This window comes from Vibrio sp. N418 (genome assembly GCF_000222565.1).
GTDB classification, from domain to species: domain Bacteria; phylum Pseudomonadota; class Gammaproteobacteria; order Enterobacterales; family Vibrionaceae; genus Vibrio; species Vibrio scophthalmi.
Window position 1 is genome coordinate 1 of the sequence record NZ_AFWD01000101.1, and the last position, 18,857, is coordinate 18,857.

Annotated in this window: 17 protein-coding genes and 2 tRNA genes; 17 read left to right on the top strand and 2 right to left on the bottom strand. The window is 44.2% G+C overall.

The window, feature by feature from the left end:
- Positions 1 to 2 precede the first annotated feature (2 nt).
- The 10 genes from RH86_RS19680 to luxS all read left to right on the top strand — a co-directional run bounded on the left by RH86_RS19680 (position 3) and on the right by luxS (position 10,975).
- A tRNA-Arg gene (locus tag RH86_RS19680) sits at positions 3 to 79 on the top strand.
- Between the two features lie 442 nt (positions 80 to 521).
- A complete protein-coding gene (locus tag RH86_RS19685; RefSeq protein ID WP_009388225.1) occupies positions 522 to 776 on the top strand; it encodes an oxaloacetate decarboxylase subunit gamma in 255 nt (84 codons plus the stop codon).
- Positions 777 to 807: 31 nt separating this feature from the next.
- Positions 808 to 2,586: a sodium-extruding oxaloacetate decarboxylase subunit alpha gene (gene oadA / locus RH86_RS19690; RefSeq protein WP_009388235.1), complete on the top strand. Its 1,779-nt coding sequence runs from the start codon at positions 808 to 810 to the stop codon at positions 2,584 to 2,586.
- A gap of 9 nt (positions 2,587 to 2,595) precedes the next feature.
- Positions 2,596 to 3,726: a sodium ion-translocating decarboxylase subunit beta gene (locus RH86_RS19695; protein WP_009388238.1), complete on the top strand. Its 1,131-nt coding sequence runs from the start codon at positions 2,596 to 2,598 to the stop codon at positions 3,724 to 3,726.
- A 137-nt stretch (positions 3,727 to 3,863) separates the two neighbouring features.
- Entirely contained in the window at positions 3,864 to 4,814 is a 951-nt protein-coding gene (locus RH86_RS19700) for an NADP-dependent oxidoreductase (RefSeq protein ID WP_009388240.1), read from the top strand.
- A complete protein-coding gene (locus tag RH86_RS19705; protein WP_009388242.1) occupies positions 4,808 to 5,269 on the top strand; it encodes a YqaA family protein in 462 nt (153 codons plus the stop codon). The genes RH86_RS19700 and RH86_RS19705 overlap by 7 nt, the downstream gene beginning before the upstream one ends.
- 9 nt (positions 5,270 to 5,278) lie before the next feature.
- Positions 5,279 to 8,137, top strand: a complete 2,859-nt coding sequence (locus tag RH86_RS19710) for a M16 family metallopeptidase (RefSeq protein ID WP_009388243.1) — start codon at positions 5,279 to 5,281, stop codon at positions 8,135 to 8,137.
- 108 nt (positions 8,138 to 8,245) lie between these two features.
- Positions 8,246 to 9,811, top strand: coding sequence for a glutamate--cysteine ligase (gshA, locus tag RH86_RS19715; RefSeq protein WP_009388245.1), 1,566 nt, complete (start codon positions 8,246 to 8,248; stop codon positions 9,809 to 9,811).
- 16 nt (positions 9,812 to 9,827) lie between these two features.
- Positions 9,828 to 10,439: a hypothetical protein gene (locus RH86_RS19720; RefSeq protein WP_005593997.1), complete on the top strand. Its 612-nt coding sequence runs from the start codon at positions 9,828 to 9,830 to the stop codon at positions 10,437 to 10,439.
- 17 nt (positions 10,440 to 10,456) lie between these two features.
- Positions 10,457 to 10,975 (top strand): S-ribosylhomocysteine lyase, encoded by a 519-nt coding sequence (luxS, locus tag RH86_RS19725; protein WP_005593998.1) that lies wholly within the window; start codon positions 10,457 to 10,459, stop codon positions 10,973 to 10,975.
- A gap of 92 nt (positions 10,976 to 11,067) precedes the next feature.
- On the opposite strand, the gene RH86_RS19730 is transcribed toward luxS, so the two are convergent.
- Positions 11,068 to 11,544: an RDD family protein gene (locus RH86_RS19730; protein WP_005593999.1), complete on the bottom strand. Its 477-nt coding sequence runs from the start codon at positions 11,542 to 11,544 to the stop codon at positions 11,068 to 11,070.
- A gap of 193 nt (positions 11,545 to 11,737) precedes the next feature.
- Here RH86_RS19730 and RH86_RS19735 point away from each other — a divergent pair.
- The 7 genes from RH86_RS19735 (at position 11,738) to RH86_RS19765 (ending at position 17,854) form a co-directional block, all read left to right on the top strand.
- Positions 11,738 to 11,822 (top strand) — tRNA-Leu (locus tag RH86_RS19735).
- Between the two features lie 140 nt (positions 11,823 to 11,962).
- On the top strand, positions 11,963 to 12,259 hold the full coding sequence (locus tag RH86_RS19740; RefSeq protein WP_009388248.1) for a hypothetical protein: 297 nt from the start codon (positions 11,963 to 11,965) through the stop codon (positions 12,257 to 12,259).
- A gap of 581 nt (positions 12,260 to 12,840) precedes the next feature.
- Entirely contained in the window at positions 12,841 to 13,803 is a 963-nt protein-coding gene (locus RH86_RS19745) for an LPP20 family lipoprotein (protein WP_038219990.1), read from the top strand.
- Between the two features lie 31 nt (positions 13,804 to 13,834).
- Positions 13,835 to 14,815, top strand: a complete 981-nt coding sequence (locus RH86_RS19750; protein WP_009388251.1) for a hypothetical protein — start codon at positions 13,835 to 13,837, stop codon at positions 14,813 to 14,815.
- A gap of 20 nt (positions 14,816 to 14,835) precedes the next feature.
- The gene (locus tag RH86_RS19755; protein WP_038219993.1) at positions 14,836 to 15,435 is read left to right on the top strand and encodes an LPP20 family lipoprotein; all 600 of its coding nucleotides are present in this window, start codon (positions 14,836 to 14,838) and stop codon (positions 15,433 to 15,435) included.
- 84 nt (positions 15,436 to 15,519) lie between these two features.
- Positions 15,520 to 16,911, top strand: a complete 1,392-nt coding sequence (locus RH86_RS19760) for a transglycosylase SLT domain-containing protein (RefSeq protein ID WP_009388254.1) — start codon at positions 15,520 to 15,522, stop codon at positions 16,909 to 16,911.
- 175 nt (positions 16,912 to 17,086) lie between these two features.
- Positions 17,087 to 17,854 carry an ETEC_3214 domain-containing protein gene (locus RH86_RS19765; RefSeq protein WP_009388255.1) on the top strand — a complete coding sequence of 256 codons (768 nt, stop codon included), beginning with the start codon at positions 17,087 to 17,089 and terminating at the stop codon, positions 17,852 to 17,854.
- Positions 17,855 to 18,095: 241 nt separating this feature from the next.
- Here the strand turns inward: RH86_RS19765 and RH86_RS19770 are convergent, their stop codons facing one another.
- A complete protein-coding gene (locus RH86_RS19770; protein WP_009388256.1) occupies positions 18,096 to 18,752 on the bottom strand; it encodes an inorganic diphosphatase in 657 nt (218 codons plus the stop codon).
- Between the last annotated feature and the right edge of the window lie 105 nt (positions 18,753 to 18,857).

Genomic DNA, 18,857 nt, shown 5'->3' on the forward strand with positions numbered 1-18,857 from the left:
GTGCGCTCTTAGCTCAGCTGGATAGAGTACCTGGCTACGAACCAGGCGGTCGGAGGTTCGAATCCTCCAGGGCGCACCACCTTCTAAAGCCTCGCAGAAATGCGAGGCTTTTTTATTAACAAAATATTATCATTTTGTTTACCCTTCCTATACAACTTATTGTTTTGAAAGAATTTATTTCATAATTTTTAAGCCTATCGCAGCAAGTGTTCGCAAATTGGAATAACGTTAGATAATAAGTAGTTATTTATTCTTTTTGACGGATATATTTCAGCTTTATGTGACTTGTGTGACGAATATTTCCCTAAAAATGTGCTTTATCGTTAAGACTGCTTTAAACAAAATTGACAAACTTTAACCAATCGAGATAATCCTAGACCTCTTGTCGGGATCAATGAATGTATCTTTCGACAATTGATAGCACGCAATGAGTGCTTAATTGCATAAACAGTAAGGTTCGATACCGCCCAAGAAATTACACTGTTTAGGCTATTGTCAGGATGACAAAGAAAGGACGCTAAATGGACACTATTGGAAGCCAACTATTAGATGCTGCCACTCTCATGATCACGGGAATGTCGGTGGTATTTATTTTCCTCACAATACTCGTATATCTCGTTCGGTTAATGTCTAGATTAATACCGGAAGAGGTACCTGAGCCGATCTCTACCCCAAAACAAAATAAAAAAGTTCAATCATCTTCAGCTGTAAGCCCACAGGTAGTAGCGGCAATTTCCGCTGCGGTACACCAGTACCGAACCTCGACTGCGAAATAGCATAAAAAGGATTTAAAAGGAGTTAATGAGCATGTCTAAACCACTAGCTTTAACCGATGTGGTACTTCGTGACGCCCATCAATCGTTATTTGCAACGCGTATGCGCATTGAAGATATGTTACCGATTGCCGCTGAGCTGGATAAAATTGGTTACTGGTCTTTGGAAACTTGGGGTGGAGCAACGTTTGATGCGTGTATCCGTTTCTTGGGTGAAGATCCATGGGAGCGTTTGCGCGAACTGAAAAAAGCAATGCCAAACACCCCGATGCAAATGCTACTGCGTGGTCAGAACCTTTTAGGTTACCGCCACTATGCTGATGATGTGGTTGAAAAGTTTGTTGAACGCGCACATGCCAACGGCATGGATGTCTTCCGTATCTTTGATGCGATGAATGATGTACGTAACTTCCAGAAAGCCGTTAAAGCGACGGTAGACGTTGGTGCGCATGCTCAAGGCACGCTCTCTTACACGACGAGCCCTGTTCACACGATTGAGACTTGGGTTGACCTTGCTAAGCGCTTGGAAGATCTTGGTTGTCACTCACTATGTATTAAAGATATGTCTGGTCTACTGCGTCCTTATGAAGCGGAAGAGTTGATTACACGTATTAAAGCTTCTTGTGATGTGCCATTAGCACTCCATTGTCATGCTACCACGGGGCTTTCTACTGCAACTGCTGTTAAAGCTGTGGAAGCGGGCATTGATATTCTCGATACCGCGATCTCTTCAATGAGCTGTACTTATGGACATACTCCAACAGAAACTGTGGTTGCAATGCTGCAAGGCACAGAGCGTGACACGAACTTAGATTTAGAGCAGCTTGAGCCTATCGCCGCTTATTTCCGTGAAGTACGTAAAAAATACGCGAAATTTGAAGGCAAAATGAAGGGTGTTGATTCGCGCATTCTGATTGCTCAAGTACCTGGCGGTATGTTGACCAATATGGAAGCTCAGCTAAAAGAGCAAGGCGCAGCCGATCGTATGGATGAGGTACTCGAAGAGATCCCTCGCGTCCGTCAAGATCTTGGTTATATCCCATTGGTAACACCAACATCGCAAATTGTTGGTACTCAAGCAGTGATCAACGTATTAACCGGCGAGCGCTATAAGAGCATCACCAAAGAAACAGCGGGTGTCCTAAAAGGTGAATACGGCGCAGCGCCAGCGGAAGTGAACGCTGAACTACAAGCGAAAGTTTTGGATGGTGCAGAGCCTGTTACTTGTCGCCCTGCTGATTTGCTCAAAGCGGAATTACATACGCTGACGGATGATTTATTGGTTAAAGCGAAAGAAGAGGGTATTTCTCTAGCAGAAGATACCGTCGACGATGTACTAACTTACGCTTTGTTCCCACAAGTGGGCCTCAAATTCCTTAAAAATCGTCATAACCCTGAAGCCTTCGAGCCAGCACCAGGTAATGAGCCAGCTCCTGTCGCTCCTGTTGCAGCACCAGTTCAAGGTGGAATTGAAACTTACAGCGTTAAAGTTGATGGCCAAGTGTACGATGTTGAAGTTGGCCCGCAAGGTCAGTTGCAGTCGGTCGCGCCAAGTGCAGCATCAGCGAAAGCAGCGCCTGCAGCCGCACCCGCTGGGGATGCAGAAGCGGTACCAGCACCATTAGCCGGTAACATCTTTAAAGTGAATGTACAAAGTGGTTCAGAAGTTGCTGAAGGCGATGTATTACTGATTCTTGAAGCAATGAAGATGGAAACGGAAGTCCGCGCAGCACGTGGCGGCATCGTACAAGATCTTCATGTTAAAGAAGGTGATTCAGTTGTTGTCGGCTCGCCGCTACTAAGCTTAGCGTAAGGGAGTACCATGGAAGGATTATTGACTCTCTGGGCAGAAACCGGCATTGCTAACTTTGAGTTTGGCCAACTGTGTATGATCGCAGTTGGTTGTACTCTGCTGTATTTAGCCATTCGTAAGGGGTTTGAACCCTTACTCTTGTTGCCGATTGGTTTCGGTGCCATTTTGGCAAATATCCCTAATGCTGGCTTTACTGAGCCAGGCGGCATGCTCTACTACATCTATTACATGGGGATTGATTCGGGCGTGTTCCCGCTGCTGATCTTTATGGGGGTAGGGGCAATGACGGACTTTGGTGCGCTGATTGCTAACCCAAAAACCTTATGGCTAGGGGCTGCTGCTCAGTTTGGTATTTTTGCTACCTTATTCGGTGCGATTCTACTTAACTATATTCCTGGGATGGAATTCAGCATGCCAGATGCAGCATCAATTGCCATTATTGGTGGTGCCGATGGCCCAACGGCAATCTTCCTCGCCAGTAAGTTATCGCCGGATCTGCTTGGTGCAATTGCTGTAGCAGCATATAGCTATATGGCTCTAGTGCCGATCATTCAGCCGCCGATCATGAAGGCATTGACGACACCTGAAGAGCGCAAAATCAAAATGGCTCAACTGCGTCATGTAGGGAAAACAGAAAAGATCCTGTTTCCTCTTGCCGTGTTGATGATGACGATTTTGTTCCTACCGTCCGCGACACCACTTGTGGGTATGTTCTGTCTTGGTAACTTGATGCGTGAAGCTGGTGTGGTCGATCGTTTGTCTAAGACTGCACAAAACGAGTTAATCAATATTGTGACCATTTTCCTTGGTCTCGGTGTTGGCTCAAAGCTGCAAGCGGAAGAGTTTTTGAACTTAGAAACGCTGGGTATCTTAGGCTTAGGTGCGGTGGCATTTAGTATCGGTACGGCCGCTGGTGTCTTAATGGCGAAACTATTGAATAAGTTCTCCAAAGAAGATATCAACCCATTGATTGGTGCTGCGGGGGTTTCTGCGGTACCAATGGCGGCGCGTGTGGTCAATAAAGTTGGCCTGGAAGCAAACCCACAAAACTTCCTGCTGATGCATGCGATGGGACCAAACGTTGCTGGCGTACTTGGCTCGGCGGTAGCGGCGGGTATTTTGTTGGCGCTAGTTGGTTAACTTACTCGCTAAGTAGCTGATCATTTAGGTAATAACTTGGTTAAATTGCGATCAAGTGGTTAACTAAAGCAAAGCAAATGTTATATATTCAAGGGATGCTTCGGCATCCCTTTTTACATCAATAAGGACTGGTTGATATGGAAAACAAACAGGTTGTCATCCCACAGTTTGGCGAGCCAGAAGTGCTTAGCATCCGACAAGCTGCAATACCGAGTGCAAAAGCGGGCGAAGTGGTGGTTAAAGTCGCCTTTGCCGCGGTCAATCCGATTGATGTAAAAACGCGTGCGGGCCTAGGATGGGCTGCTGCGCAGAATAAAGATAATCTACCTTGGGTGCTCGGTTACGATATTTCTGGCGAAGTGTATCAATGTGGTTCGGATGTACAGCAGTTAGAAGTGGGGGATAAAGTGGCGGGCTTTATTGGTTTTCCACTACAAGGTGGTGGCTACAGCCAATATGTTACCGTGAAGGAAAACGCTTTAAGTGCAGTACCAGAATCTGTAACGCTTGAAGCGGCGGCAGCACTACCTCTGGCAGGGCAAACCGCGGTACAGGCGCTGGATAAAGCCTCTGTACAAGAAGGACAGCGAGTATTGATCCTTGCTGGTGCAGGCGGCGTAGGGCATATTGCCGTGCAGTTAGCGGTTGCAGCCAAAGCGGAAGTGTTTACCACTTGCAGTGAAGCTAACTTAGACTATCTAGCCACATTAGGGGCTCATGCAGTCAATTATCGTTTTTCACCGGTCTCTGAACGTGTTGAAGAAGCCGATGTGTTGATTGATCTTGTCGGTGGTGAGGCGGCCTTAGATGCACTGAAGTGCCTTAAAGATGGCGCAAAAGTGGTAACACTACCGACTTTAAGTGCAGAATTGATCTGTGAAAAAGCGCACTTGCTCGGCTTCGATGCAACGGGCATGTTAGTTGATCCCAACCCTCAGCAATTAGATGCCATGCTTTATATGGTGAGTATCGGTTTGTTGAAAACAGAAATTTATCATATCTACCCAATGGATCAGGTAGTGGAGGCCCATAAACAAATGGAAACTGGGCACACACGAGGAAAAATTTTGTTGGATATGCAATGCTAGAAACGTTCAATTCCGCGTTTCAATCTTTCGCTTTATGGTTTTCAGATTCAGCCCTATGGGTACTCTTTTTTAGTGGTTTTCTTAGTGCAACCTTATTACCCGGTGGCTCTGAGGCAGGATTGATTGCGACATTAAGCCTCAACCAATATTCTGCCGTTATGATTATTGCTGTTGCGACTGTCGGCAACACTTTAGGTGGTTTAACCAATTATTGGTTAGGGCTGTGGTTGCCTAATAGAACTCAGAATGAAAAGCATGGTCATAAAGCCATGCATTGGCTGCAGAAATACGGCTACTGGTCATTGCTGTTTAGTTGGTTACCGATCATTGGTGACCCTTTATGTTTAGCGGCAGGGTGGTTACGGATGCGATTTTGGCCATCGTTTTGGCTTATTTTGATTGGCAAAGCATTCCGTTACACACTTCTTACCGCGCTTTATTACGGTTTTTTCTAAGGAAATACGATGAAGAAATTTTTATTTGGTGCACTTTCTCTGGCTACTCTCGCTGGCTGCACCAGCAATATCGATTATTCCGTACCGTTTTTCTCCTCGCTGCCACAAGGTGTCACCTTAATTGAAGAGGTTGATGCGGTTGCTGGTAAAGCAACCATCCCATACAGCAAATACCAACTGGATAACGGACTGACGGTGATCTTAACCCCTGATCATTCCGATCCTCTGGTTCATATTGATGTGACTTATCATGTTGGCTCAGCACGTGAAGAGATTGGTAAATCAGGCTTTGCGCACTTTTTTGAACATATGATGTTTCAAGGTAGCGAGCACGTTGGTGATCAAGAACATTTTCGTCTGATCACCGAAGCCGGTGGCAGCTTAAATGGCACCACCAACCGCGATCGAACCAATTATTTTGAAACCGTTCCAGCCAATCAATTGGAAAAGATGTTGTGGCTTGAATCAGATCGCATGGGCTTTTTGCTTGATGCCGTTTCGCAACGAAAATTTGAGATTCAGCGCGATACGGTTAAAAACGAACGGGCACAAAACTTTGATAACCGTCCTTATGGTTTGATGTGGGAAAAAATGGGCGAGGCGATGTACGCTGAAGGCCACCCCTATTCATGGCAAACCATTGGTTATGTAGAGGATCTTGACCGTGTTGACGTTAACGATCTCAAAGCATTCTTCTTACGTTGGTATGGGCCCAATAATGCCGTCTTGACCATCGGTGGTGACATTGATGTTGATCAGACTCTCGAGTGGGTAAACAAGTATTTTGGTTCTATTCCAGAAGGCCCAGCGGTTGAAAATGCGCCGAAGCAACCTGCACAGCTAAGCCAAGACAAATACATCACCTTAGAGGATAAAATTCAGCAACCAATGGTGGTGATTGGCTGGCCAACGCAATATCGCGGCCATCAAGATGAAATGGCACTGAGCGCATTAGCTTCAGCGCTGGGGGAGGGGGCTAACTCACTGCTCTATCAGAAATTAGTTAAAACGCAAAAAGCGGTCGATGCAGGTGCATTCCAAGATTGTGCTGAATTGTCATGTAACTTTTATGTCTATGCGATGGCGCCATCAGGTAAAAAAGGCCAGTTACAACCGCTATACAATGAAGTGATGCAGGTGCTGGCACAGTTTGAGGCACAAGGCATTAGCCAAGAGCGCTTGGAACAAATTAGAGGCATGGCAGAAGCGGATGCTGTCTTTGCGCTGCAAAGCGTAAAAGGCAAGGTCAGCCAGCTCGCGTCCAACGAGACCTTCTATGGTGAGCCAGACCGTTTGCAGTCTCAACTGGCTAATATTCGTCTGGTGACATCTGAATCAGTGATGGCGGCTTACAAGCAATACGTCAATGGTCATCACAAAGTGACCTTGAGTGTCGTACCGCAAGGTAAACTTGATTTTGCTGTTGCGCCGGCAAGCTTTGTCACTCCAGAGCGTCAGCTACCCGAGTATCAAAAAATCACAGAAGACGATCTCAATTATCGTCATGCAGTGGATGATTTTGATCGCGCAATCATGCCAACGGTGGCTGAGCCGGTGAAAGCGCAAATGCCAACCTTGTATCGTGTCTATTTCGATAATGGTGTGGAACTGCTAGGCACGGTCAGTGATGAAACGCCAACGGTGGAGATGGACATTCGTTTCCCGGCGGGTGAACGTTACGTACCACGAGGCAAGGAAGGCCTTGCGAATCTGACGGCGGCGATGTTGCAAGAAGGAACGATAGATTCCAGTCTGGAAGAGCTACAAGCACGTTTGGATAAAATTGGTAGTCATGTGTCGATTAATGCGGGCAATTATACCAGTACGATTTCCATTTCGAGCTTAGAGAAATACCTGCCACAAACGTTGGCGGTTGTTGAAGAAGTACTCTCAAAGCCTGCGTTTAATGAACAAGATTTCGCTCGGGTTAAAAAACAGATGCTTGAAGGTGTGGTATATCAACATCAAAAACCTAGTTGGTTAGCGTCCCAAGCAACACGTCAGGTGCTGTTTGATGGCTCAATCTATCAGCGAGATAGCGATGGCACCGCTTCATCAATTCAAGGGCTGAGCTTGGATGATGTGAAGCAGTTTTATCGTAAACAGTACACGCCACAAGGTACACAGATTGTCGTGGTTGGCGATATGAAGCAAAAGGCCATCACCGAACAGTTGCGTTTTATTGATGGTTGGCACGGTGATCCTGCACCATTGCTGAGACCACAATTGGTGAAGCCACTCAAAGGGCAATCAATCTACTTAGTGGATAAGCCGGGAGCACCACAAAGTATCGTACGCATGGTACGTCAGGGCCTACCTTTTGATGCCACGGGTGAAGTTTTTCTGACCCAACTCGCTAATTTTAATCTAGCGGGTAACTTTAATAGCCGCTTGAATCAAAACTTACGTGAAGACAAGGGCTACACTTATGGTGCAAGTGGCTATCTGGCTTCAAACCGTGAGGTTGGGGCTGTGGTATTCTCGGCTCAAGTGCGTGCCGACGCGACGGCTGCATCGATTAAAGAGATGCAGAGCGAGTTAATGCGTTTTAGTCAATCAGGCCTGACAGAGCAAGAAATGAAATTTTTACGCTTGGCCGTCGGTCAACAAGATGCACTAAAATATGAAACACCCTCACAGAAGACCAACTTGTTGGGAAGTATTCTCTCATATAGCTTAGATGAGGATTATTTACAGCAACGTAATGAGATTGTTGAGCGGGTCGACAAAACCACCCTCGATGCTTTGGCGAAGAAATGGTTTGACCCAAGTGACTACCAAATTATCGTGGTCGGTGATGCAACACGCTTGAAGCCGCAACTGGAATCATTGCAGATTCCAGTCCAAGAGCTTGAAATTGTCCATTAAAGGACGCATTAAGAGTGGATACGTAGAGCGGCAGACCCTGCCGCTCTTCAAAGTTAACTAGCCAGTTCTGGTTTTTTACGCAGAACAATCAACATAGGCGATCCCATTTTGACAGATTTTGCTACGCGATTAGAGCGAGTGTCCCGTAATCCCGAAGTGTTTAAGACTTTCGGTCGTGGCGTGGAAAGAGAAACCTTGCGTTACAAGCAAGATGGCAAACTTTCGACTACTCAGCACCCAGATGGATTGGGTTCAGCTTACGCAAACAAATGGATTACGACGGACTTTTCAGAGTCGCTACTTGAGTTTATCACCCCAGTTTCACGTGACATTGATACTCTAGTAGCACAACTTGAAGACATTCATCACTTTACTCAAACCAAATTGGGTGAAGAGAAGATGTGGCCACTTTCAATGCCTTGTTATGTTGGCGACGAGCAAGATATCAATCTCGCCCAATACGGTGATTCGAATTCCGGTAAAATGAAAACGTTATACCGCGAAGGCCTTAAACGTCGCTATGGTAGTTTAATGCAGATCATCTCAGGTGTGCATTTTAACTTCTCTTTTCCAGAAACGTTCTGGGATCAGTTGTATGGCGAACAAGATGAAGCGGCACGTCAAGCGACCAAGTCAGATGGCTATTTTGCTTTGATTCGTAATTACTACCGCTTTGGTTGGTTAATTCCATTCTTCTTTGGTGCGTCACCGGCATTGTGCCCATCCTTTATTAAAGGACGTGACACCAAACTACCGTTTGAAAATATCGGCCAAACGCTGTTTTTGCCGCAAGCGACGTCTCTGCGTTTAAGCGATTTGGGTTACACCAATAGCGCGCAAAGCGTATTGAAAATCGGTTTTAATAGCATTGAGCAATATCTAGAAGGATTGAACAGTGCCATTCGCACACCTTCACAAGAGTTTGCTGAAATTGGCGTAAAAGTCGATGGTGAATACCGTCAGCTTAATAGCAATGTACTGCAAATCGAAAATGAACTTTATGCTCCTATTCGACCAAAGCGCGTAGCCAAAGATGGCGAGAAGCCGTCAGAAGCACTTACTCGTGCCGGTGTGGAATACATTGAAGTACGTTCATTAGACGTCAACCCATACAGTTCTATCGGCCTAGACAAAGACCAAATCCGCTTCCTTGATTTGTTCCTTGCTTGGGCCGCTCTGACCGATTCCGACCCAATGGATTTCTGCGAGCAAGCCTGTTGGCGTGAGAACTGGAATAAGGTCATCGTTGAAGGTCGTAAAGTGGGCCTTGAACTGCAAATCGGCTGTAAAGGTGAAACACTGACCCTACAAGAGTGGGCGAAACGCGTATTTGCCGAGCTAACACAAGTCGCTGTGCAGATGGATAAAGCACTCGGTGGTAATGAATATCAAGCAGTATGCGACAAGCTGATGACTTGGATTGATAACCCAGAGCTAACGATTTCTGGTCAATTGCTAGAAGACACCAAACGTTTAGGTGGCCTTGGTGGACTCGGTTGTACTTTTGGTAAGCAATACCGAGAGAAGCATCTTGCTCATCAATACGGTTATTACAACCAAGAGAAAATGGAACAAGAGGTCGCACGCTCTCGTGAAGCGCAAGCTGCATTAGAAGCGTCAGACACTCAAGACTTTGAACAATTCCTAGAAGACTACTTCGCCTATCTAAAGTAGAAATAAAGCTGTCATGATGCACAAAGAAAGGATTCTCAAACTGGCGCTATTGATTGGCGTGACCAGCCTTGCTGGTTGCGCCACCCCGCCGCCAGCTAATCAAAGTAATATCTGTTCTATCTTCCGTGAAAACCCAAGTTGGTACGATGATGCGGTGGACATGCAAGAAGAATGGGGCACACCAATTAATATTGCGATGGCATTTGTTAAGCAAGAAAGCAGTTTCCGCCATGATGCTCGCCCCCCTAAAGATTACCTGTTAGGATTTATCCCATGGGGGCGAGTGAGCAGTGCCTACGGCTATGCTCAGGCACAAGATCCTGCATGGGAAGATTTTCAAAAAGCGACTGGTCATGGCGGTTCACGCACCAGTTTCGATGATGCATTGATGTTTATTGGTTGGTATACCAGTGAAACCCAAAAGCAATTGGGGATTTCAAAATGGGACCCTTACAATCAATATCTGGCTTATCACGAAGGTCGTGGTGGTTATAAGCGTAAAACCTACCAAGCTAAGCCCTCATTGATAAAAGTCGCTCGTCGAGTAGAGCAACAAGCAAAGGATTACGGTTGGCAACTTAAACAGTGCCGCCAAGAGTTGGAAAACAATAGAAGCTGGTTTTTCTAGCCAGCAGGAGAAGGACAATGCCACTACTAGATAGCTTTACTGTCGATCATACCCGAATGCATGCACCGGCTGTGCGTGTTGCGAAAACCATGACAACGCCAAAAGGTGACACCATTACTGTGTTTGATTTGCGTTTTACTGCGCCAAACAAAGACATCTTGTCAGAGAAAGGTATTCATACCTTAGAGCACCTATACGCCGGCTTTATGCGTAATCATCTTAATGGTGATGCGGTAGAAATTATTGATATTTCACCAATGGGGTGTCGTACGGGTTTTTACATGAGCTTGATTGGTACGCCGAGTGAACAACAAGTTGCGACGGCATGGCTTGCTGCAATGGCTGACGTGTTGACGGTTGAAAGCCAGAACAAAATCCCTGAGCTGAATGAATACCAGTGCGGTACTGCGGCGATGCACTCACTAGAAGAAGCGAAACAGATTGCGCAAGCAATTATTGCCGCGGGCATTTCAGTGAACAAGAATGACGATCTTGCTCTACCGGCTGAAATGCTCAATGAGCTTCGCGTCGATTAATCGATAGCGTTTATTCGCCAAGATTTGATTTAAAATAAAAAGGAAGGCCGAGGCCTTCCTTTTTTATATTGGTGTCTCGCACCAGAGAGCGACTATTGTGCTTTTGGCAGCACGACCACTTGGGTCTTGGCCCAAATATCATGGAAACCACGCTTTTGTGGGTCGAGTGGTACGGCAAGGTTGGCTAAACCAAATCCAGACGTCGCTAGGCGGATTAATGCTTGAGTGACCGTTATGCGACCACCATCCAAGTTGCGCACTTGCAGTTTCCAAGCGCGCATACCCAGTGTTTGTCCTGCGCGAGTCCAGAAGAAAACAAAGAAGTACACCCAAACCGCCGCAAGGTAGAAAGTAAAAATAGGACTCCAGATTGGGTTATTCGACAAGAAGTCGCCAATATCAGCATACGGGGCGATATTGACCAAATTAAGCGCCATTAAGGCTTGCAACACGGCAACGACAACGCCAGCGGCCAACATCTCAATGGCGATAATAATCAAGCTATCGTAAAACAGTGCGCCTAGGCGTCGCATTAAGCCTGCCGATGGAAGTGGCTGGTGGTTGCTCATAATGGGTTCTCAAACGGTAAATAAGGCGTCAGGATAATGTTTCAAAACGCTGGTGAAAAGAGAGCTTGCGCACAGCTTGGTGCTTTATGGCGAAATTATCATCAAACAGTTGGCAATTCAGTTTTTTACACTTGCACGACGCGCGTTGTTACGTATAATGCCAATCATCGAAAGGGCAATGCCCCAAGATAATGCCGGTATGGTGAAATTGGTATACACGACGGATTCAAAATCCGTTGCCTTCGGGCGTGGCGGTTCAAGTCCGCCTACCGGTACCATATTTAAATGACAAAGCCTCGATGAAAATCGGGGCTTTGTTGTATCTGATATAATATAAAAAGTCTCTCGTTATTTTTCCTTATCAGTCATTTTAATGATATCGATAACCAATAAAACGTTACCTTTAGTTGAGCGCAAAATGACAAGTAACAGAACATTACTTATTAAATTTATTATATTTATTGGACTTCTCAGCTTTGTGGGCGTGGTTGGATATAAATTTATCACAGAAGGCATACAGGATGCGGTGATTTTCACTCCTGTCGTCGATGATTTTATGTGGGGAACTCTATGCTCGCTTATTGGCGCTCTTTTTTGTGCTGGAGCGCTGTATAACAAATCAGTACCTAAAAGACTTTGGAATGCAGTGAAAGGTATTTTCTTTTTGGTTGGTGGGCTAAGTATGCTATTTGATGGTGTACAGGCTGTGTTCTGAATAAAAGGTTATGCGATATTTTTTCATGACATAATTTGTCCAGCTCCATAGTATTAAGTCAATGCTAAGCGGTTGCTGTTAGTTTTTAGAGCATTGGAATTGATTCGTTTGTAAGCCTAATGCCAGCGTTATATTTTTTGCAGCAAAGCCTCGATGACAGTCGGGGCTTTGTTGTATCTGTCTTTTGTACAGTCAACGCAACAAGGTCGTAGAATTACGGAGAGTCGATGAAGCCTCTGCGTGCAGCCCCTAAATACCAGTTTAATTCAGATTTGCGATCGGCTGGTTTTATTTTAAATACAAAGAATTATGATTATCGGGATGTTTTTTTTGTGAAAACTGTTGGATAACGTAATTGGCGGTTTTTGTTATCCAGTAATGGAGTCAATATCACAAATTCGTGATCTGATGCAAAATTGTCAAAAATACAACGTTGTCCTGACATTTAACCTCATAACAAATGTTGTGTTGAGCGTTTTTTTTACGATAATCCTCTGTTGATTGTATGATGGTCGCAGATTATTTTCCTAAATAACAGTCTGTTAAGTTTTTACTCTTCCTGAATCTTATAGCGGATTGTTATGAAAACCAAAATATCGTTGTTTCTTTTTGCGTTAGCAATTTCTGGCTGTCAATCCACATCAGTTCCCGATTGGTACTTAGGGGAGATGAAACATGATCCTCAATATATTTATGCTGTCGGTGAAGGGTTTGGCTTAAGTTCGGCCAAAAATTCTGCGCTTACTCAAGTCAATGAGCAGCTTTGGACACAAGTAAATTCAAGCTTTATGCAAAGTGTCGAGCACCGTACTCATAATGACACAGAGTTCAATCGTGAAACGATTAAAAATCGAATGATCGTTGAATCTGCACGCTTAGTTCTCTCGGGAGCCGAATTCTTAAATACGGATAAAAACGAACGCACTTACTATGCGCAAGTTCGAGTTAAGCGCGATGCCATCAAGCAACAACTCAATAATGAATTAGATCAAATAGAACAAAATGCCATTCGCTTAATCAATGAATACCAGTATCAAGATAAGCTCACTTGGTGGTTAGCCAATCAAGATTACTCAGTGACGCTCGCTGAGTATTACCTTCGTCTCGCTATTCTCGACTCTATGGGGCAAAAACGCTCATTTTCTTCGTCTGTAAACAAGGTAACTCGCACCGTTTCTCAAGTGAAATCTAGCCTACTTATTTATATCAAAGCAGATGCTAAAGATGTGAAAAGCGCAGACCTAGTAGTGCAAAGCTTTAACCCGGAAGAGATCAAAACGACCCAGCGCTGGTCAAATGCGGTTACTCATCAACTCGTGATGGATTCTGATTATCGCCGCAATCGCGTTGGTGACGCGTATATCACCACTAAATTGACCCAGATAACCTTGAAAAATCGCACAGGTAAGACGCTAGCAAGCAATGAAATAATTTCGACCGCCAATTCTATGTCTAATTTCAAGTTGTCTCATGAAGGGGCTGAACGCCACTTTGGACAGCAGGTCGAAGATATGGGTATCTGGTCCTCATTAGGCTTTAAATAACTATAAATAATAAACGTTACGGAGTGATGTAGTGTTAAAGAAAACGTTAGTGGCAGCGGCATTAGTGTCTGTATTGTCTGGGTGCGCGACAAGTTCAGTGGTGTGCAATCCAAATTCTCGAGTTGACCTTGATGCCGCTGAAGTGCAATCGAAGAACTCTGAAGATATTAAAGTAATTGTATTACCAGTGGATATGGCTTTTAGCGATTCAGCGAAACAGCGTCTTCAAGCTGTGATTTTGAACGATCTGGAGGCGACAGTCACTCAATCGGGCAGTGATCTTATTGATCGTAAACTGGCGAGCAAATTAAAAAATGAAATCAAACTTGCTGAGCAGAGTGGACGCTACAATACCAATGGCGTTCCAATCGCGGATATCGCCATTATTTCAGAAGTTACTGCAAGTAATCTTTTTTATAGCTTCACCGAACGAGATACTTACAAGAATAAAAAAGGTGAGACTAAAGTAACACCTGCACATTGTGATTTCAGAACAGAAGTGAAGACAACGTTGAAAGTTGTATCTCTTCCTGAAATGCGTTTAATTCAACGCATTGAGCTTGAGGGCAGTGATACCTCAAAAACAGAAACAAATGATTCTGATTGTCCAATTACCCACGGTAAGTACATCGGTATGGCGATAGATTCAGCACAAAGCTCTATCGAACAAAGCCTTGCCTTGCAGAAGGTACTTGCGCCTTCGGCAACGGTTATGGAGATGCGTCAATGTGGTGAGGGCATGCAGCTAAAAATCTCGATGGGTAAGAACAAAAATATCCAGCCTAATTCTCCAATTATTTTCTCACAGATCTATAAGTCAGATGATGGCGAGCTAGAAATGTATCCACTGGGTGAAGGTTATGTGATTGACAATGAAATTAATGCCGTTGGTGCCAAGCACTCTTGGGTTGATGTTGCAGATGAAATTGGCGAGCAAGTGAGAAAAGGCGACCACGCCCGTTTTGTACCTAAATGTAATTGGTACGACGTTTCTTGTACGTTAAATAACTAAAATATTGAGGATTAGTTGTGATTAATAAAACTCTTGTAGCCGCAAGCCTAACGCTTCTTTTGTCCGCTTGTTCAAATATTCAAACGGTTGAGCAAAGCCAAGATTTTGCTGCATGTACTTTCCCTGACTCACCATCTGAGAACGCACCTGGTTGGGTTTGTGATATTACCCCGACCGATCTCGCTATTTCAGCAACTGGCTATGCGAAGAAAAGTGCAGCTGGTATGGGGATAATGAAGAAGGTTGCGCTAGCAAACGCTCAAGTCATTTTGGCTGCTCAGTTAAAAGCTCAAGTGAGTAATAAATTTAGCCAATTGATGGACTCCTCGGTAACAAGTGGTGTTGAGGATGCGGCACTAGAGTCAGTGTATGAAAAAATTGAAGATATTACAGAAAACGTCGTTTCTCAGTCTTTAAGCGGTGCGCGAATTCAAATGAGTATGGTAAGTCCGAAAGGAGGGCTTTACCTATTGATCGGCATGGATCAGGCGACCTATAACGCCAATATCTCTAAGGCAGTTGATGAGTTAAATAATGACTCTAAGCTTTGGGATACGTTCAATAGCGAACAAGCAGCCAAAGAACTCCAGCAAGCTTTAGAGAGTATGAAGCAGCAATAGACACGTTAACTCCTATATTTTTAGGTTAATTATTACGAGGTTGTCATTAGATAACCTCGTTTTTTATCGGGTTAGAGGTTAGTCATGGTCAGAAAAAATATTTCATTAATGGCTGCTGCGGTAGCGCTAGTATTTTCGCCTTTATCGAATGCTGAAGAGCCCTTTGATGATTTGAGAAACGCAATCAACAAAATGAATACACCGCAAAAACAGAAAATCGCCGAATTTCATCAATGGCTAGATCAATACTTTTCGCAATATGAAGCATGGCGAGATGACTATACGGCAAACCAAGATAAGCAACGTGCTGTCCTCATTGATAAGTGGGGCAGCGGTGAAGTGTCTAGTGCCACCAAAACGGTGGAGTACAATGGTGATGTTAAAAAGATCATCGATTATCAAAGTAATACGGCGATTGTCTCAGTGCTTGTCGATGTAGATCAAAAAGATAGCGGACTAAAATCAGCTCAGCAATTTGAAATTGATGGGCAGACTATTTCGCTCAAGCATGCGATAAAGCAGGAAGCGTTAGTTGATTATTCGTTAAAGCAAGAGCAAAAAGAAAAACAGTTTGTATTTGATCAAGTGCAAACACAGATGCGTCAGTTGGATGTTCAAGCCGATCGCTTGATTGCCGCGAATACAGGCGCACCAGCGGATTATATTTATCAACGTACTCAAGATAAAAAATTAGCATTGATCCAGTCCGCCACTCAGCGTGTTGTGGCTATTAGTGCTCAGTTTACTGCAAAGCGTGAACAACTTGGGATTAATGTTGAAACTGTAGCTCAAGCCCAAAGCGTTAAGCCAGAGTCTGCCGTTGAGTCGGTGAAATCAGACGTTAATGTGAAGCCTATCTCTGAACCGGTCGTGGAAAAAGTTTTACCAACAAAGGCTGAAAAAAAGGTCGTAACTTATACCGTCAAACTCCCTAATGATAGTCTAAGTGAGGCGGCGGCTAAGTACCGTCCTTTAGCAGTCAAAGAAGGCAAAAAGTGGGGCGTTGAAACCGCTTTAATTATGGCAATTATGCATAATGAGTCTTCATTTCGTCCAAGGGTTGTGTCTGGTGCTCCTGCTTACGGGTTGATGCAAATTGTCCCTACAAGTGCTGGTCATGATGTTAATCGTAAGTTTAGAAAAATCGATGCACCTATGACTGAGGATGAACTATTTATTCCGGAAATTAATGTCGAGACCGGAGCCGCTTACTTACGTATTTTACAAGAGAATTATCTCAGTAAGATTAAGGATAAACAGAGTAGAACCTATTGCATGATTGCCGCTTACAACACGGGAGCTGGCAATGTTGGTCGAGCGTTTAACCCTGATGGAGCTATCAATCTCAATAATGCAATGGACATCATCAATACGATGACGCCTGAAGAAGTCTATCATCAGCTTTTGGAGCGTTTACCATACGTTGAAACTAGAACCTACTTATCTAGAGTGACGGCAAGTTTGGCATCATATTGATGCATTTTGGAGTGCTAATAACCCAATAAGTGGATTTGTTTTTTGCAGATAGTCAGCCAAAGAAGCTAGGTTTGTTTTTGGACCGTTACTGACTATTTTGCGATGCTATAAACGTTTACAGCATATAGAAAATTCAAATGGTATGGGACGTAAAAGATTTAAAGGTAGTAACCAGATGGCTAACACTGAAGTTCCTCAAAATATCTCTAACTCACAACATAATATTAGAGAGAAAGTTCGCGAGAAATGGGCGAAAACGATTACTTTTGTTTCAATTGTTGTTATCGCATTAGGTGGTATCAATGACTCATGGGATGCTGTGGAGAAGATGTCCAACTTTACCCTGTCACAATTTACTGATATCCCGTCTCACAATAAGTTAGATCATATCTATATTCGTGCATCTAAAGCGGTATTAGATGAGCACTTTGGCGCTCCGGTTTATATTAAAGAGGACGTCAATGGTCGCTCGATTGAATACTACGATGATAAACGTTTTATTTTATCTGCGGTAACGCAAGATCACGCTATAGTGGCGTTTCTAGTCTTTCCTAAACCAGGTTTTAAGCCAAATACCAGCGAGCACCCTGGTGGTAACGCTTTGCTTGAAGTGTCATTTAACCAATTAGGAACTAACGATGTCCTAGCAAACTATTCGCCGTCAGTCTCTTATTACATAGAGTCAAACACTGGCGGGGAGTTTAGTCGCTTGTATCAGTCGGTTTCTGGCTTCAGTGAAACCCTAGATCCGCTTGATCGCGAAACTCGCAATATGCTGAAAAATATATCGGATCGACTAGTAATGGGTAAGGCTCCGATTACAGAGATTGAAGAGTTTCGTGAATCAATCGTACCGAACTTTTATGGATACAGTATTTTAGGTTTAGGTGTTCTGGAGAACGCAATCTTAACCTTAACTGAGTTTCGTTTGATCAATAATTGATTTTTGAGAGTTAGATAAACAGCGCTTAACTCATAATGACCTTTGCTTTAAAGAGATTTATTAACAAGCTTTCATTTGAGTTAGGTTATTGCGCACTCTCTCGAGAACGCATCGATTTGAGCCTCCGCACAAGTTAATCAAATTCTAGTGAAGTGACACTGACTAAAGCACTTAAAAAATAAAAGCTCACCTGTTATGGTGAGCTTTTGACGTCAATACGACTAAGAGCTACGACAAAGAACTATGGCTTATAGTGACTAATGGCCTGATTAAGTACTTTAGTTGCCTCTTTACTCGACATGACTCCTTGCACTTCTATTTCGCCATCTGGCCCTTTGTAGTTATCAAACCATATCTTGACGATATCAACGACGCCTGGATATTGCTCTTGCAGTGCTTCGATCGTTTCAACATCTTTAAAAGGTGATTGCTCAACCACAGGAACCGCAATCAGTTTGTCGTCCTGCTCGCCCCCATCTAGCATTTTTAGGCCACCAATCACGCGAACCGGTGCAACACTGCCTCTCTCCATTGCAGAACCGAGCACTAAGATATCCAATGGGTCACCATCCCCCCCGAGCGATTTAGGTAGGGCAGTGCTTGGAATCGTGCCGTAGTTACCAGGATAGCCTAGGTAGTGAACAACACGCGGCTGACCGTTTTTAAATTCCCAGTTAATGATAGAGCCGTCGCGCTTGCTAACTTCCCACTTTTCATTGTCACCAGTTGGAATTTCAATGATGGCATTCACGGTGCCATTACTGTTGGTGCTCGGGATCCCCGATAGATAGTCATGATTGGCTTTAATGGTGTAAGTATCAATCTGGGCAAAGTCGGTCGTTGCCATCGCAGATGCAGAGCTCATAAGCATTGCGGCAAGTAAAAGGTGTTTTTTCATAGTCATTTCCATTTGAAAAAGATGAACGAATAGTCGACTGATTTGATGAAGCTAACATGACAGAATCGTTGCGTTTTTAAGAAGATAGCTTTCTGAAGTAACGCT

Coding starts and splice junctions, on each gene's coding strand:
- RH86_RS19700 (WP_009388240.1), top strand. CDS start 3,864: ATGGAAAACAAACAGGTTGTCATCCCACAGTTTGGCGAGCCAGAAGTG.
- RH86_RS19745 (WP_038219990.1), top strand. CDS start 12,841: ATGAAAACCAAAATATCGTTGTTTCTTTTTGCGTTAGCAATTTCTGGC.
- oadA (WP_009388235.1), top strand. CDS start 808: ATGTCTAAACCACTAGCTTTAACCGATGTGGTACTTCGTGACGCCCAT.
- RH86_RS19705 (WP_009388242.1), top strand. CDS start 4,808: ATGCTAGAAACGTTCAATTCCGCGTTTCAATCTTTCGCTTTATGGTTT.
- RH86_RS19710 (WP_009388243.1), top strand. CDS start 5,279: ATGAAGAAATTTTTATTTGGTGCACTTTCTCTGGCTACTCTCGCTGGC.
- RH86_RS19770 (WP_009388256.1), bottom strand. CDS start 18,752: ATGAAAAAACACCTTTTACTTGCCGCAATGCTTATGAGCTCTGCATCT.
- RH86_RS19685 (WP_009388225.1), top strand. CDS start 522: ATGGACACTATTGGAAGCCAACTATTAGATGCTGCCACTCTCATGATC.
- RH86_RS19740 (WP_009388248.1), top strand. CDS start 11,963: ATGACAAGTAACAGAACATTACTTATTAAATTTATTATATTTATTGGA.
- luxS (WP_005593998.1), top strand. CDS start 10,457: ATGCCACTACTAGATAGCTTTACTGTCGATCATACCCGAATGCATGCA.
- RH86_RS19695 (WP_009388238.1), top strand. CDS start 2,596: ATGGAAGGATTATTGACTCTCTGGGCAGAAACCGGCATTGCTAACTTT.
- RH86_RS19765 (WP_009388255.1), top strand. CDS start 17,087: ATGGCTAACACTGAAGTTCCTCAAAATATCTCTAACTCACAACATAAT.
- RH86_RS19730 (WP_005593999.1), bottom strand. CDS start 11,544: ATGAGCAACCACCAGCCACTTCCATCGGCAGGCTTAATGCGACGCCTA.
- RH86_RS19760 (WP_009388254.1), top strand. CDS start 15,520: ATGGTCAGAAAAAATATTTCATTAATGGCTGCTGCGGTAGCGCTAGTA.
- RH86_RS19720 (WP_005593997.1), top strand. CDS start 9,828: ATGCACAAAGAAAGGATTCTCAAACTGGCGCTATTGATTGGCGTGACC.